Annotated in this window: 14 protein-coding genes; 7 read left to right on the top strand and 7 right to left on the bottom strand. The window is 67.5% G+C overall.

Annotated features, from left to right (window positions below; translation table 11 throughout):
- Positions 1 to 385 precede the first annotated feature (385 nt).
- Positions 386 to 715: a hypothetical protein gene (locus WD271_16290; protein MEX1009379.1), complete on the bottom strand. Its 330-nt coding sequence runs from the start codon at positions 713 to 715 to the stop codon at positions 386 to 388.
- Positions 716 to 858: 143 nt separating this feature from the next.
- On the opposite strand from WD271_16290, the gene WD271_16285 reads away from it, so the two are divergent.
- Entirely contained in the window at positions 859 to 1,158 is a 300-nt protein-coding gene (locus tag WD271_16285) for an amidohydrolase family protein (protein ID MEX1009378.1), read from the top strand.
- A 24-nt stretch (positions 1,159 to 1,182) separates the two neighbouring features.
- On the opposite strand, the gene WD271_16280 is transcribed toward WD271_16285, so the two are convergent.
- A complete protein-coding gene (locus tag WD271_16280) occupies positions 1,183 to 2,043 on the bottom strand; it encodes an alpha/beta hydrolase (protein MEX1009377.1) in 861 nt (286 codons plus the stop codon).
- A gap of 25 nt (positions 2,044 to 2,068) precedes the next feature.
- On the opposite strand from WD271_16280, the gene WD271_16275 reads away from it, so the two are divergent.
- From WD271_16275 to WD271_16265, 3 genes are read left to right on the top strand one after another with little or no spacing between them, the layout of a single operon-like run.
- Positions 2,069 to 3,232: an amidohydrolase family protein gene (locus WD271_16275; GenBank protein ID MEX1009376.1), complete on the top strand. Its 1,164-nt coding sequence runs from the start codon at positions 2,069 to 2,071 to the stop codon at positions 3,230 to 3,232.
- A gap of 14 nt (positions 3,233 to 3,246) precedes the next feature.
- Positions 3,247 to 4,731, top strand: a complete 1,485-nt coding sequence (locus WD271_16270) for a CoA-acylating methylmalonate-semialdehyde dehydrogenase (GenBank protein MEX1009375.1) — start codon at positions 3,247 to 3,249, stop codon at positions 4,729 to 4,731.
- 24 nt (positions 4,732 to 4,755) lie between these two features.
- The gene (locus tag WD271_16265) at positions 4,756 to 6,417 is read left to right on the top strand and encodes an OB-fold domain-containing protein (GenBank protein ID MEX1009374.1); all 1,662 of its coding nucleotides are present in this window, start codon (positions 4,756 to 4,758) and stop codon (positions 6,415 to 6,417) included.
- A 50-nt stretch (positions 6,418 to 6,467) separates the two neighbouring features.
- Here the strand turns inward: WD271_16265 and WD271_16260 are convergent, their stop codons facing one another.
- A complete protein-coding gene (locus tag WD271_16260) occupies positions 6,468 to 6,608 on the bottom strand; it encodes a hypothetical protein (GenBank protein ID MEX1009373.1) in 141 nt (46 codons plus the stop codon).
- Positions 6,609 to 6,803: 195 nt separating this feature from the next.
- On the bottom strand, positions 6,804 to 7,433 hold the full coding sequence (locus WD271_16255) for a hypothetical protein (GenBank protein MEX1009372.1): 630 nt from the start codon (positions 7,431 to 7,433) through the stop codon (positions 6,804 to 6,806).
- 247 nt (positions 7,434 to 7,680) lie between these two features.
- Between WD271_16255 and WD271_16250 the strand changes: the two genes are divergently transcribed.
- Both WD271_16250 and WD271_16245 read left to right on the top strand, forming a co-directional pair.
- On the top strand, positions 7,681 to 9,174 hold the full coding sequence (locus WD271_16250) for an aldehyde dehydrogenase family protein (protein ID MEX1009371.1): 1,494 nt from the start codon (positions 7,681 to 7,683) through the stop codon (positions 9,172 to 9,174).
- 35 nt (positions 9,175 to 9,209) lie between these two features.
- Positions 9,210 to 10,064: an enoyl-CoA hydratase/isomerase family protein gene (locus WD271_16245; protein MEX1009370.1), complete on the top strand. Its 855-nt coding sequence runs from the start codon at positions 9,210 to 9,212 to the stop codon at positions 10,062 to 10,064.
- A gap of 26 nt (positions 10,065 to 10,090) precedes the next feature.
- Here WD271_16245 and WD271_16240 read toward each other — a convergent pair whose 3' ends face one another.
- The 3 genes from WD271_16240 to WD271_16230 form a co-directional block, all read right to left on the bottom strand.
- Positions 10,091 to 10,303, bottom strand: coding sequence for a hypothetical protein (locus WD271_16240; GenBank protein ID MEX1009369.1), 213 nt, complete (start codon positions 10,301 to 10,303; stop codon positions 10,091 to 10,093).
- A gap of 298 nt (positions 10,304 to 10,601) precedes the next feature.
- Positions 10,602 to 11,678, bottom strand: a complete 1,077-nt coding sequence (locus tag WD271_16235) for a methyltransferase domain-containing protein (GenBank protein ID MEX1009368.1) — start codon at positions 11,676 to 11,678, stop codon at positions 10,602 to 10,604.
- A gap of 326 nt (positions 11,679 to 12,004) precedes the next feature.
- The gene (locus tag WD271_16230) at positions 12,005 to 12,274 is read right to left on the bottom strand and encodes an ATP-binding cassette domain-containing protein (protein ID MEX1009367.1); all 270 of its coding nucleotides are present in this window, start codon (positions 12,272 to 12,274) and stop codon (positions 12,005 to 12,007) included.
- Positions 12,275 to 12,692: 418 nt separating this feature from the next.
- Between WD271_16230 and WD271_16225 the strand changes: the two genes are divergently transcribed.
- Positions 12,693 to 13,466: LLM class flavin-dependent oxidoreductase (locus WD271_16225; GenBank protein ID MEX1009366.1), on the top strand; the 774-nt coding region annotated here is incomplete at its 3' end.

The raw sequence follows: 13,466 nt of genomic DNA, 5'->3' as shown, positions 1-13,466 counted from the left end.
TCAATCGACGGCGGGCTGCGTGGTGGCGTGGGTAGTGGCCAGCGCCAGACACATCGCGGCGATCGGTGCCTTCACCACGTGGCTCGCGGCGCATCGGTGCTGGATGCTGCCAACCTCGTGTTCGTGCCACGAGCAGCGGTCAACGATGGCTGTTGGACGGTGATGGGTTGACGTCCCTGTGAGTGGTGTAGAAGCCGGGGTTCAAGTCCCCATCACCTCCACAGCTGTTGTCGATCCGACAACGTCTCGCCTGGTCAGACGCGAGCTCGAGTCCGCGACATCGGGTCGAACGAGGTGATCAGCGATCAGCAGTCGCTCATGATGGGCGGCTCACTCGAGCAGGCCGTGCGGATCGGCCTCGGCCGGCCTGCGTAACCGCGTCCCACTACGGCGCGGCCGTCGTCGTCGTCGCCACGGTCGACGCGCCGATGAGCTTCCCGGTCCAGTAGGGCGTCTTGCCGCCCTTGGGCTTGAGGACGACGAACTTGTCGTTCTTGACCGTCACGGCCCACTGACAGATCGTCGACGGCGACTCGCCGTAGCTCTCGGCGCTGATGTCGAGGTCCTGGCAGTTGAGGCCCCCGGGGTTGACCTGACCGAGCTTGCGCAGGTCGTCGGTGTACGTGCTCTGGTCGAGGTTCTTGCCCTGCTGCTTCAGCCCGAGGATGGCCAGGTCGCAGTCGACGTAGCCGGTGTAGATCCCGAAGTCGGGCACGCCCGTTTCACCGGCGTACTTCTTGAGATCGGCCTGGAGCTGCTTGGTGGCCTTCGTCTTCGCCTCGACCGGCGCCCAGCCCTGCGTGAAGATGACCGAGGGCCCGAGCTGGTTCGCGATGGTTGGTCCCGTGGCTCGAACGCATGGACCACCACTGCCGGAAGTACCAGTGGGAGGTTGCCGACCTGTCGATGCTGCCGTCGGAGTACTTCCGCCGGCAGTGCTGGATCAGCTTCGACCCCGACGAGGCGATGCTGCGCATGACCGCGGAGTCCCCGCTCGTCGGCGCGGATCGCATCATCTGGGCGAGTGACTACCCGCACCCGGACGCGAAGTTCCCCGGCGTCACCGAGGAGCTCGCCGAGGCGCTCGACGGCCTGAGCTTCGAGGACAAGCGCCAGATCACGTCCGACAGCGCCCTGGCGCTCTACGGCATCGGGTAGCGCGTGTCGATAACTACGTGTCGATTACGTGAACGCCTCACGCGACCACTCGGCCAGCTGAGGCACCAGCAGCGGCCAGCGGTCGAAGAGGTTCCCGTTCAATTGGTGCTCCAACGAGCGCTCGATCCACTCCCGGTCGCCCCACGGTGGCTCCACGAGTCGCGCGTCCGGGAGCGCCTCGGCGACCTGCTCTGACGTCGCGCGCGTGTGGTACGCGTCGCTCTCGCCGCTGCGGAACACCAACGTCGGGAGGTCGAGGGCGCGGGCGTCGGCGCTCGGAAGCCCGGGAACCAGTTCGTCACCGCAGGGGCAGTACGCCAGCATCCACCGTTCCATCGCCGCGATGAACTCGCGTCGGTCCTGGTCGAGGAAGCGTTGACGGTTCGACGGGTTCCGTCGGAGCACCTCCTCCCACTCCGGGAGGGCGACGACGTCCTCCATGCCCCCCTGCCAGGCCTTGACGAGCGACTGCCCGCAGTAGTGCATGCCCAGGCTCATGAGCCCGAAGGCGCCGCCGCTGATCCACCACACCGCGAGACCCGATGCGACCTCGCGGTGGCGCGCGGCCGTGAGCATCGAAACCCGCGCACCACCCGAACCGCCGATGATCACGGCCGGCGTCATGTCGAGGTGCGTGAGCAGCGCGGCCAGCGTGTCGGCCTGCATCGCCGACTCCGACGCTCCGGTGAAACTCACGTCCGACTCGCCGCAGTTGGGCCGGTCCCAGATCAGCACTCGGTTCCCTTCCGCGGCGAGGTCCTCGGCCAGCTCCCGGACCCCGGGAAAGTCCTTGCCGAACCGGCCGCCGGGCGTGATCACCCAGGGGCGGCCTTCACCGATGACCTCGTACGAGATGGACAAGCCGTCGACCGTTGCATGAGTCATGCGGGGGACCCTAACGTCGACGTCGATGCTGAACAACGACACGCTCGTCATCGACGCCGACTCGCACTGGTCCGAGTTGCCGGACTTCTTCACCAGTCTCGCTCCGCCCGAGTACAAGGACCGGGTGCCGCGGGTGGAGGAGATCGACGGCAAGCAAATGTGGGTGATCAACGGCCACGTGCTCGGGCAGACCGGCGCGGGCGGTGTCATCGGCCGCGACGGGAGGAAGGAGAGCGCCGACGTGGCGCTCAACCACTGGACGATCGACCAGATCCATGTCGGCGCCTACGACCCCAAGGTGCGACTCGAGGTCTTGGACGAGTGCGGGATCGACGCCCAGGTCATCTTCCCGAACACCATCGGGCTCGGCGGGCAGTACCTCGGCATGCTCGAGGACGACGCGCTGTGCCGGCTGGTGATCGAGCTCTACAACGACCGGATGGCGGAGATCCAGGCCGAGTCGGGCAACCGCCTGCTCGGGATGCCCTTGATGCCGGCGTGGGACATCGACACTTGCGTCGCCGAGGCCAAGCGAGTCGGTGCGCTCGGGGCGCGTGGTGTGAACATGACGTCGGACCCGCAGGATCTCGGCGCGCCCGACCTCGCCAACCGGGCATGGGATCCGTTCTGGGAGACCTGCACGGAGCTCCAGCTCCCGGTGCACTTCCACATCGGCGCCAGCTCCACCGCCATGTCGTTCTACGGCCAGTACCCATGGGACTCGCATCCCATGAACACGAAGCTCGCCATTGGTGGCACCCTCTTGTTCATCGGCAACGCGCGCGTCGTGACCAACGCGATCCTGTCGGGGGTGTTCGACCGCCATCCCGATCTGAAGATGGTCTCGGTGGAGAGCGGAGTCGGATGGATCCCGTTCATCCTCGAGACGCTCGACTACGAGATGGCGGAGAACGCCCCCCACGAGTTGGCGCAGCTGAAGAAGATGCCGTCGGAGTACTTCCGGAGCAACTTCTACGCGACGTTCTGGTTCGAGAACAATCGCAACAAGCTCCCGGAGCTCATCGACGCGGTCGGCGAGGACAGCATCCTGTTCGAGACCGACTTCCCGCACCCGACATGTCTCTATCCGAATCCGCTCGGGACGGTCGAGGCGAAGATGGCCACGCTCGCGCCCGAGACGCGTAAGAAGATCTACGGCGAGAACGCGCGCAAGCTGTATCGGCTCTGAGCACGGAAACGACCATGAACACGATCGGGCACTGGGTCGGCGGTCGAGCCGTCGCGGGGACGTCGGGTCGAACCGCGCCGGTCTTCGATCCGGCGCGGGGAGTGCAGACCGGGGAGGTCGCGCTCGCCTCGGCCGCAGAGGTCGGCGACATCGTCAAGGTGGCAGTGGACGCATCGGTCGGCTGGGGCGCGTCGCCGTCGAGCTACCGCGCCGGGTTGCTGTTCCGCCTTCGCGAGCTCCTCGATGCCCATCGTGACGAGCTCGCGGCGATCGTCACGAGCGAGCACGGCAAGGTGCTCGAAGACGCGCGGGGCGAAGTCACGCGCGGGCTCGAGTGCGTCGAGTTCGCGTGCGGTATCCCTCACCTCCTCAAGGGCGCGCACAGTGCGGAGGTGTCGCGCGGTGTCGACGTGCACACGGTGCTGCAACCAGTGGGCGTCGTCGTCGGCATCACGCCGTTCAACTTCCCGGTCATGGTCCCGTTGTGGATGCTGGCCAACGCGCTGGCGTGCGGCAACGCGTTCGTCTTGAAGCCCTCGGAGAAGGACCCTTCGGCATCGCTGGTTCTAGCGGAGCTGGTGCAGCGCGCCGGTTTCCCCGACGGCGTCTTCAACGTCGTCCACGGCGACGCCGACGCCGTAGATGCCCTGTTGACCCATGCCGACGTCGACGCGGTGTCGTTCGTGGGCAGCACGGCCGTCGCCCGACACGTCTCTGAGATCGGCACGGCCCACGGCAAGCGGGTCCAGGCGCTCGGTGGAGCGAAGAACCACATGGTCGTGCTGGCCGATGCCGACATCGACGCGGCGGCCGACGCCGCGATCTCCGCGGCCTACGGTTCGGCCGGAGAGCGCTGCATGGCGATCTCGGTCCTCGTAGCGGTCGGTCCGGTCGCCGATCCGCTCGTCGACGCCATCGCGGCGCGGATCCCCGACGTCGTCGTCGGGCCGGGGACCGACCCCGCCTCGACGATGGGGCCGCTCATCACCGCAGAGCACCGCGACCGCGTTCGGTCCTACGTCGAACGCGCGCCCGACGAGGGCGCGACCGTCGTCGTCGACGGCACCGCCGCCACGACCGGCAAGGGCTTTTTCTTCGGGTGCTCGTTGGTCGACGGTGTCGAACCGGGGATGCGAGTCTACGACGACGAGATCTTCGGGCCGGTGCTGAGTGTGGTGCGCGTCGCCAACCTCGACGACGCGCTGGCGCTCGTCAACGCGAATCCCTACGGCAACGGTGTCGCACTCTTCACACGCGACGGCGGCGCGGCGCGGCGGTTCGAACGTGAGGTGCAGGTCGGCATGGTCGGGGTCAACGTGCCGATCCCTGTGCCCGTTGGGTCGCACTCGTTCGGCGGTTGGAAGGCGTCGCTGTTCGGTGACACCTCTATGTACGGGCCCGAGGGCATCCATTTCTATACCCGCCCCAAGGTCGTTACGTCCCGTTGGCCGGACCCCGCGACCAGCGTCATCGACCTCGGCTTCCCGTCGAACACCTGACGGGGCGCGTTGAGTGTCGCGACGATGACGAATACCGACGCATCGCTCGCGCCTCGCCCGCTGCCGGAGCTCACGCCCGAGAACGCGTTCTTCTGGACCGCGGGCAGGGACGGTGCGTTGCGGGTGCAGCGCAGCATCCCGTGCGGAGCGCTGCTCTTCCCGCCGACCCCTGTTTGCCCGTATTGCGATTCCACCGAGATCGACGTCGTGGAAGTCTCGGGCCGCGGCACCGTGGTGGGGTGCACGGTGAACGTGCACCAGTGGCTGCCTGCGATGACGCCGCCGTACGTCATCGCGATCGTCGCGCTCGAGGAAGACGACCGCGTCCGCCTGACCACGAATGTGGTCGGGTGTGCGCCCGATTCGGTGCATCCGGGCATGCAGGTGGCGGTGGAGTTCGAGCAGCACGACGACGTCTGGCTCCCACTGTTCGTCCCGACTGGCGATCCGGAACTCGGTCCGCTGCCTGCCGAAGACGAAACGAAGCGGCGCGCGCGGCCGATGGCGTCGCCCGCCAAGTTCGAGGACAAGGTGGCCATCTCGGGTATCGGGATGTCCGAACTCGGTCGCCGGCTGATGCGCGACCCGCTCTCGCTCACCGTCGAGGCATGTGTGCGCGCCATCGACGACGCCGGCCTCCGGCGCGAAGACATCGACGGGCTCTCGACGTACCCGGGCACCGGCGTGGCGGGCGGTCACTCGGAGGGCGGTATCACCGCGGTGGAGAACGCCCTGCGCGTGCGCCCGACGTGGATCAGCGGCGGGCTGGAGACACCGGGGCAGACGGGCTCGATCGTGAACGCGATGCTCGCGGTGGCCTCGGGTCTGTGCCGGCACGTGCTGTGCTTCCGCACCGTGTGGGAGTCGACGCACGCCGAGCTCCAGCGGCAGGGACGCGCCCAGCGCGGTGGTGGCCGGGTGGCGGGCGACATGCAGTGGCGGTTTCCGTTCGGCGCGATCTCGGCGGCGAACTGGATCGCGATGAACGCGTCGCTGCACATGCACCGCTACGGCACGCCGCGCGAGGCGCTGGGTTGGATCGCGTTGACGGCTCGGGCGAACGCGGCCCGTAACCCCACTGCCATCTATCGCGAACCGCTCACGATGGACGACTACTTCTCCGCGCGCATGATCACCACGCCCTTCGGCCTCTACGACTGCGATGTCCCGTGCGACGGCGCGACTGCGTTCGTGGTGTCTGCCGTCGACGCCGCGCGCGATCTCGCGAAGCCACCCGTACTCGTCGAGGCGGTAGGTACCCAGATCACCGAGGCGGTTTCGTGGGACCAGGGCACGCTCGAACATGAACCGATGCTGGCCGGCCCGGCTGCGCACCTCTGGAGCCGTACCAATGCCAAACGGGCCGACGTCGACGTCGCGCTGCTGTACGACGGGTTCACGTTCAACTGTCTCTCGTGGATCGAAGCGCTCGGATTCTGCGCGACCGGCGAAGGCAAGGACTTCGTCGACGGCGGCGCGCGAATCGCGCTCGACGGCGAGCTACCGCTCAACCCGCACGGCGGCCAGCTCTCGGCCGGCCGCACCCATGGGTACGGTTTCGTGCACGAGGCGGCAGTACAACTCCGGGGCGAAGCCGGGGATCGCCAGGTGCGGGGCGCGCACCTCGCGGTGGTGAGCACCGGGGGCGGAACTCCCGGAGGATGTTTCCTGCTCCGGAGCGAATAGACCTCGCAACTTTTCTCGCGACCCTTCGAGCCGAGAACGAGGCGAGGTATTCATGGGCCCGCTCGTGGGGGTGGGGGAAGTCCGTAGTGGCGGGCTTGGTTGTGGGTGAGGTCGTGGTAGGCGACGACGCGGAGCCCGTCGGGTTGGTCGGGGTTGCCGACGAGCGCTCGTGCGCCGTTGGGGATGAGCATCTGGTGATGCTTGTGGGCTTTGCAGACGGCGGCGAGGTTGGAGGGTTCGTCGCTGCCGCCCCAGGAGCGGGGAACGAGGTGGTGGATCTCGAGGCTGTGGCGGGAGTCGCAGGTGCCAAAGCGGCAGTGGCCGTCGCGTAGCAGGATCGCGCGGGCGAGTTTGGTCGAGAGGCCGGGGAATCGGGTTCCGATTTGCTATCGGGATGCCGTCGTCGTCGAGGAGGACGGGTTCGGCGCGTCGGCGGCTCGGTGGTCGTGGCTGTCCCAGGGTTGACCCGGCGGCGGCGTCATGGCTTCGATCATGCGGTTGATGGTGGCTTCGAAGCGGGCGCCGTCGAGATCCGCTCGCGCGCCGCGAAGGTTGAGCATTCCCTTGTCGGGCGACCACCACATGCGCAGGCTGCGCGCCTCTTGGCGGGCGCGTCCGTCTTCGGTCGTCGGCTTGGCGGCGCTGCGCACCATCCGCGCCAGATCGACGGGAGCGACGCGCGGTGCGCGGTGGGCCCACTCGGCGTCACTTTCGGCGTCGGCGAGTTGGGCGACGTGGCCGAGCTGCTCGTCGCTGAGCGCTCCGGCGTGCGCCGCGGCCGCGACGCACGGCAGGGATTCCAGCGCCCGTGCGGTCTCAATCGTCTCGCGCATCGCCCGTACCGAGACGCCGTCGCGAGCCGCGAGCGTGTCGTCGGTTTTGCCGCGCTCGTCGAGCACGCGGGTCACGGCGAGTTCCTCGACGCGCAGGCGGCGCTGCTCGCGCACCAGTTCCTCGCGGCGCTCCAGCAGCCACGAGGTCTCCCGGCACCGCAAGCCGTCGAGATGATCTCTCACGTCGAACACAAGATGAGTCAAGCATGGGGGTATGACACTTATCGGTCCATCACGGACGAACCGCACGACACGCCCGAAGCGTCCCTTGGAGCCCTTGTCGCATACACCGAAGGGATGTTCGAAGGCGTCCCCTTCCCTTCTCAAACTGAGCCGCTGCCGGCGGATGCCTCCTGCTTCCGAGCGAATAATCTCGCTCCGCGGATCTGCGATCGCTTGGTCCGACCCACGAACAGGAACGAGTTCCGACATGGCCACGATCGAAACCGACCGCCCGGGCACCGTCCACGGCGAGATGCGCATGCTCATCGACGGCGAGTTGGTGGAAGCGGCGTCCGGTAAGCGGTTCGACAATGTCAACCCCGCCACCGAGGACGTGCTCGGCGACGTGGCCGACGCGGCCGTCGACGATGTGCGGCTCGCCATCGCCGCGGCCCGCCGCGCGTTCGACGAGACCGACTGGTCGACGAACCGCGCGTTCCGCAAGCGCTGCCTCGAGCAGCTGCAGGCCGCCATCGAGGGCGAGAAGGAGGCGTTGCGCGCCGAACTCGTCGCCGAGGTCGGCACGCCGATCATGCTCACCTACGGTGCGCAGCTCGACGCTCCGCTCGAAGACGGCCTCACCTGGCCGGCGCGGACCATCGACACGTTCGAGTGGGAGCGCGACCTCGAAGAGGGTCACGCGTTCGGTGGGCGTGCCGCGCGCAAGGTCGTGAAGGAAGCCGCCGGCGTCGTGGGAGCGATCGTTCCGTGGAACTACCCCTTCGAGGTGTCGATCCAGAAGATCGGTCAGGCGCTCGCCACCGGCAACACGATGATCCTGAAACCCGCGCCGGACACGCCGTGGAACGCGACGCGTATCGGCCGCCTCGTCGCAGAGCAGACCGACATCCCCGCCGGCGTCTTCAACGTGGTGACCTCGTCCGACCACATGGTCGGTGAGGAACTGGTGGTGAGCCCGCTCGTCGATCTCATCTCGTTCACGGGTTCGACGGCGACCGGTCGCCGCATCTTCGAGAAGGGTTCGGCCACGATGAAGCGGCTGTTCCTCGAGCTGGGCGGCAAGTCCGCCGACATCGTGCTCGACGACGCCGACCTCGAGGCCAAGATGTCGAGCGTCGCCACTGTGTGCGTGCACGGCGGACAGGGATGTGTGATGCCGACGCGACTCCTCGTTCCCCGCTCGCGGTACGACGAAGCCATCGAGATCGCCACGCCGGGCTTCGCAAACTTCCCGTACGGCGACCCGACGGACGCGGGGATGCTGCAGGGCCCGCAGGTCAGCGCCAAGCAGCGCGATCGCGTGCTCTCGTACGTCGAGAAGGGCAAAGAGGAAGGTGCCCGCGTCGTCGTCGGTGGTGGCCGTCCCGCGCAGTTCGAGAAGGGCTACTTCGTGGAGCCGACGCTCTTCGCCGACGTCGACAACGCGATGACGATCGCCCGCGAGGAGATCTTCGGCCCTGTGCTCGTCGTCATCCCGTTCGACGACGACAACGACGCCGTGCGCATTGCGAACGACAACCAGTACGGCCTCGGCGGCTACGTCACGTCGGGTTCGGTCGAGCGGGCGACGGCGGTCGGACGCCGGCTGCGGGCCGGCACCATCAGCATCAATGGCGGGATCTCCTATGGCGCCGATGCGCCCTTTGGTGGCTACAAGGCGAGCGGCGTGGGTCGTCAGAACGGGATCGAGGGCTTCCAGCAGTACCTGGAGACCAAGACCATCGCCACCGGTCTCGCCTGACCCGCGCCATCGCGACGTCAACTGGATGCCGAGCAGTGGCTAAGCGCACGAGGTACTCGGAGTACAAGGACCGGTACGCGAACTACACGTTCGAGCTGAGCGAAGAGGGCATCCTCTTCATGCAATGCCACACCAACGGCGACAGTCTCGTGTGGAGCTGGGACGCGCATGACGCCATGTCCGACGCGTTCGCTGACATCGCGGGCGACCGTGAGATCAAGGTCCTGATCCATACCGGGACCGGCGAGAACTACAACGCGAATTGGGGCGCGGCTCCCGGTGGCAGCACGGTCAAGCCCGTCTACCTGGCGATGGAGGGCCAGGAGGGGCTTACGCAGCTCGATGAGAAGGCGTGGTACGGCCGCATGCTCATAGAGAATGTGCTCGCCGTCGACGTGCCGATCATCAGCGCGGTCAACGGCCCGTGCAGCATCCACTCCGAGGTTCCGCTGCTGGCCGACATCGTGCTGGCCTCCGAGACGGCCTACTTCCAGGACCTCGCGCACTTCCCCCGTGGCCTGGTGCCGGGCGACGGCCAGGCCGTCATGTGGCCCCTGCTCGTCGGGCCGAACCGGGCGCGCTCCATGCTGCTCATGGGCAAGAAGCTGAGCGCGCACGAGGCGATGGAGTGGGGCGCCGTCGCCGAAGTGCTGCCCAAGGACAAGCTCCTCGACCGCGCGTGGGAGGTGGCGCGCGAGCTCGCGAAGCGTCCGCCGCTCGTGCTGCGCTACACGCGGCAGCTGTTCACCCAGAACTTCAAACGTGCGTTCCTGGACGAGCTCGGTCACGGCCACGCGCGCGAGGCCTACGCCCAGCGCCAGTTCTTCCCCATGGGCGGCGGGATGAGGGGCCTCGACCGGGCTTGGGATCAGGAACCCTGGTCCGACTGACCGACGCCGGACGTGGCGCGCGCCTGTCAGCGAAGCGCGGCCCGCACAATGTGGCCCACGCGATCGACCGCCGGCTTGCGCAGGATGCGGTTGTGGTCGCCGCGCACGTCGACGGCCGTGATCGGGCCGGTCACGAGGCTCGACCAGCCCAGGTCGCGCGACGTGTCCTCGCCCTGGTCGCCGCGCACGAGCAGCATCGGACCGTCAAAGGTCGATGCCGGCTGGTAGTCGCGCGCCATGTGCCCGCTGAGCCGGAGGAAGAGGGTCGTACTGGTGGTAGCCGGGACGCGGGAGCAGCCCGGCAGTCGTCAACGCCCAACGGCGAGGAGCGGTCAGCCGGTGCGGCTTCGACGCCACGCGGGCCGCGCGCCCGGGCGCGGCCGGCGAGGCGCTGTACACGCTTCCCGCGGCGGGGCGCGGGGGCGCCGGTGTCGAGCATCACGAGGAGCGCGACTCCTTCACCCGCGGCCCGGAGCCGGCACGCATACCCGACGCGAGCGGTTCAGGGCCCGGGGGGTAGATAACCGGTTCGGCCGCTCAGGCGCTCTTCTCACAGACGTAGTAGTTGTTCATCGGGTCGCCGGGCAGGGTATGGATGTTGATTGGGCCGAATCCTGCGTCGGTGAAGATCTCCCGCGCTTTCTGTACACCCCACATCGCGCCGAGGCCTTCGCCGTCGTAGGCGAGCGACACGGTCATGCAGTGCATGCAGCTGATGGTGTACATGAACGCGCCCATGGGGTGTTCGACGTTCTCGCCGACGTGGCTGGAGGCCTGGACGTCGACGCAGAGCCAGTATCCGCCTGGCTTCAACATGCGGTGAATTCCCTCCACGACCTCCCGCGGTTTCGCCTGGTCGTGGATGGCGTCGAATGTTGTGATGAAGTCGAACTGGAGTGAGTCGTCGAGCGCCGCGACGTCCTTCGCCTCGAAGGAGGCGTTGGTGAGCCCCCACGCCGCGGCTTCGGTGCGACCTCGCTCGACCGCTTCTTCGGAGAAGTCGAACCCGACGAAGCGCGATTTCGGGAATGCCTTCGCCATCACGTTGATTGCGTGCCCGGAACCTGTGCCGATGTCGGCCACGTCGATGCCTGTTTCCAGCCGCTCGACGATGCCGGGCACTAACGGCAGTGTCGAACTCACGAGATTCGCGTCGAAGATCGCGCCGGAGAGGTCGGCCATTGCTTCGTGAAAACGCGTGTACGAGGAGTAGGGGACGCCGCCGCCGTGGCGGAACTTGTCGATGACTTCGGCTTCCACTGCACCGGCCATCGGAATGAACTGCATGAAGCACGCGTAGTTGTTGGGTCCTGCCGCTCGAGTCGTGAGTGCCGCGTGCTCGGGTGGCAGCACGTATGCCCCGCGGCCGCTGTCGTACTCGACCACACCTGCGGTGACCATCGCTCCCAGCCACTCCCGCACGTAGCGCTCGTTGAGACCGGCGGCTTCGGCGATCTCGTCTGATGTCGCCGGTGGGAGCTCGGCCATCGCGTCGAACAGGCCTGTCTGATGGCCGATGCTCAGCCCCAGTGCTGCCGCACCGCCGTTGAGGAAGCCCACCATCTGCCCGCCGAACGCCTCGAGTTTGCCCATGTCCAGCTCAACGGTCGTCATGACATGCTCCCCTCGGCCCAGAACCGTTGAACACACACGTAAGCACCGTTAGGGGGACGCCGTCCAGACCGTCGATCGGTTCGTCTCAGACAGCGTGTGAGTCAGCCCTCGAGTGGGTCGCGAGGGTTTGAGAGCTGTCTCATCACTTCCACCGGCCTTGTCGTTCCGACAACATCGTGCCTGATCAGCGCACATGTCGCGTGTCCGGCCGCTCCTCCCGATCGGGCCCGACAGTTGCGCGTTCCGGGACACTCCGGTGTTCGCGGTCAGGCCCGAAGCTCAGCTGACGACGGCGTGTTGCATCGCCCACGCAGCCCGACGACATCTCAGATCTCAACAGCGTTCATCTGCTCGCTGCCGGCTGAGGCTCGCACGGTCAGCCGGAGTCGTCGGTCTGGGTCAGCGTCGCGGTCGTTTGGAAACACGTTCGGCGGCCTCACCGGCAACGGATCCCGAATGGCGTCTCGGCCAAAAACCCGAACATCGCCATCGTCGGGGAGTAACAGAGTGCTCAAGATCCGGATCATGGTCGACTTGCCCGACCCGTTCGCGCCGATCACGCCGTAGATCTCACCCAACCTCATCCGGAACGACACGTCTCGCACCGCGACGTGCGAGCGACCGCGCGACCTCCTGCGACCACCGATCGCGAAGCGACTCCGATGGAAAGTCTTCGTCACCCCCCGGACATCGAGTGGCACATCGCCACCCGCACCGGTAGCGGCCCGCGGAGCCCCACTCGCGACACGACGCCTCACAATACCATCACGCATCACGTCACCTCATCCGACTAAGGACCAAGAGCGGCGCGAGCCGCCCAAGCTGCTGCCGAACCGGTGAAACACGGTCCGGGCACAGTCGAACGAGGAGGCCCGCGGACTCAGTAGTGAGAGATCAACGCCACGACAGCGACGCTATCAGCGCCGCTCATGCATACGACGATCAAGGAGCCGATCCGGGCCGGACGGCAATGGTTTCGGGCGGCGGCGCCATCGTGGCGACGGTGACGCGAGAATGCCCGTGTTGATCGAACACCGACCGTTGATCGGTCGGCCGACGGGAGTGCGACCGATGTTCCATGAGGTCTGGACCGGCGTCGACATCCACCTGCCGCTCGCCGACGTGGCCGAGCAAGCGCGTCGAGTCGAGGCACTGGGTTTCGACGGCGTGACGGTGCCGGATGCCGTCCACGACGGGTTTCTCGTGGCGGCGACCGCGCTGGCCGCGACCTCGCAGCTCCGAGTGCGCACGAGCGGGTTGATCGCGTTCGCGCGCAGCCCGATGATCGTTGCCGTCGCGACGTGGGACCTACGCGCCGCGTACGGCGGGCGCTTCGAGCTCGGCCTGGGGCCGCTGCTGAAGTCGATCGTCGTCGACCGTTACAGCATGCCGTGGACCGCGCCGGCGCCGCGCATGCGCGAGTACGTGCAGTCGTTGCGCGCGATCTTCGAGTGCTGGCAGGACGGGACTCCCCTCAGCTACTTGGGCGAGCAGTACCGCTTCACCCGCATGCAGGACTACATGAAGCCGCCGCCGCTCGCTCATCCCGATGTGCCGGTCCACCTCGCCGGCATCGGGCCGGCGATGACCGCGCTCGCCGGCGAGCTCGCCGCCGGGCTCGCGACGCATCCCACCAACAGCGCGCCCGCGTTCCTGCGCGAGGTGACGCTGCCTAACCTCGCGCGCGGCGCGGCGCGCACCGGCCGCTCACGCTCCGACGTGATGCTGCATGTCAACGCGTTCGTCGCGACCGGGCCCGATGCTGCGGCAGTCGCGCGCGCGCGTGAG

The sequence above is a fragment of the Acidimicrobiia bacterium genome (genome assembly GCA_040880805.1).
GTDB lineage: Bacteria > Actinomycetota > Acidimicrobiia > IMCC26256 > DASPTH01 > DASPTH01.
Note: the sequence above shows the minus strand (reverse complement) of the source record. Positions and strands in the feature narration are given on the sequence as shown.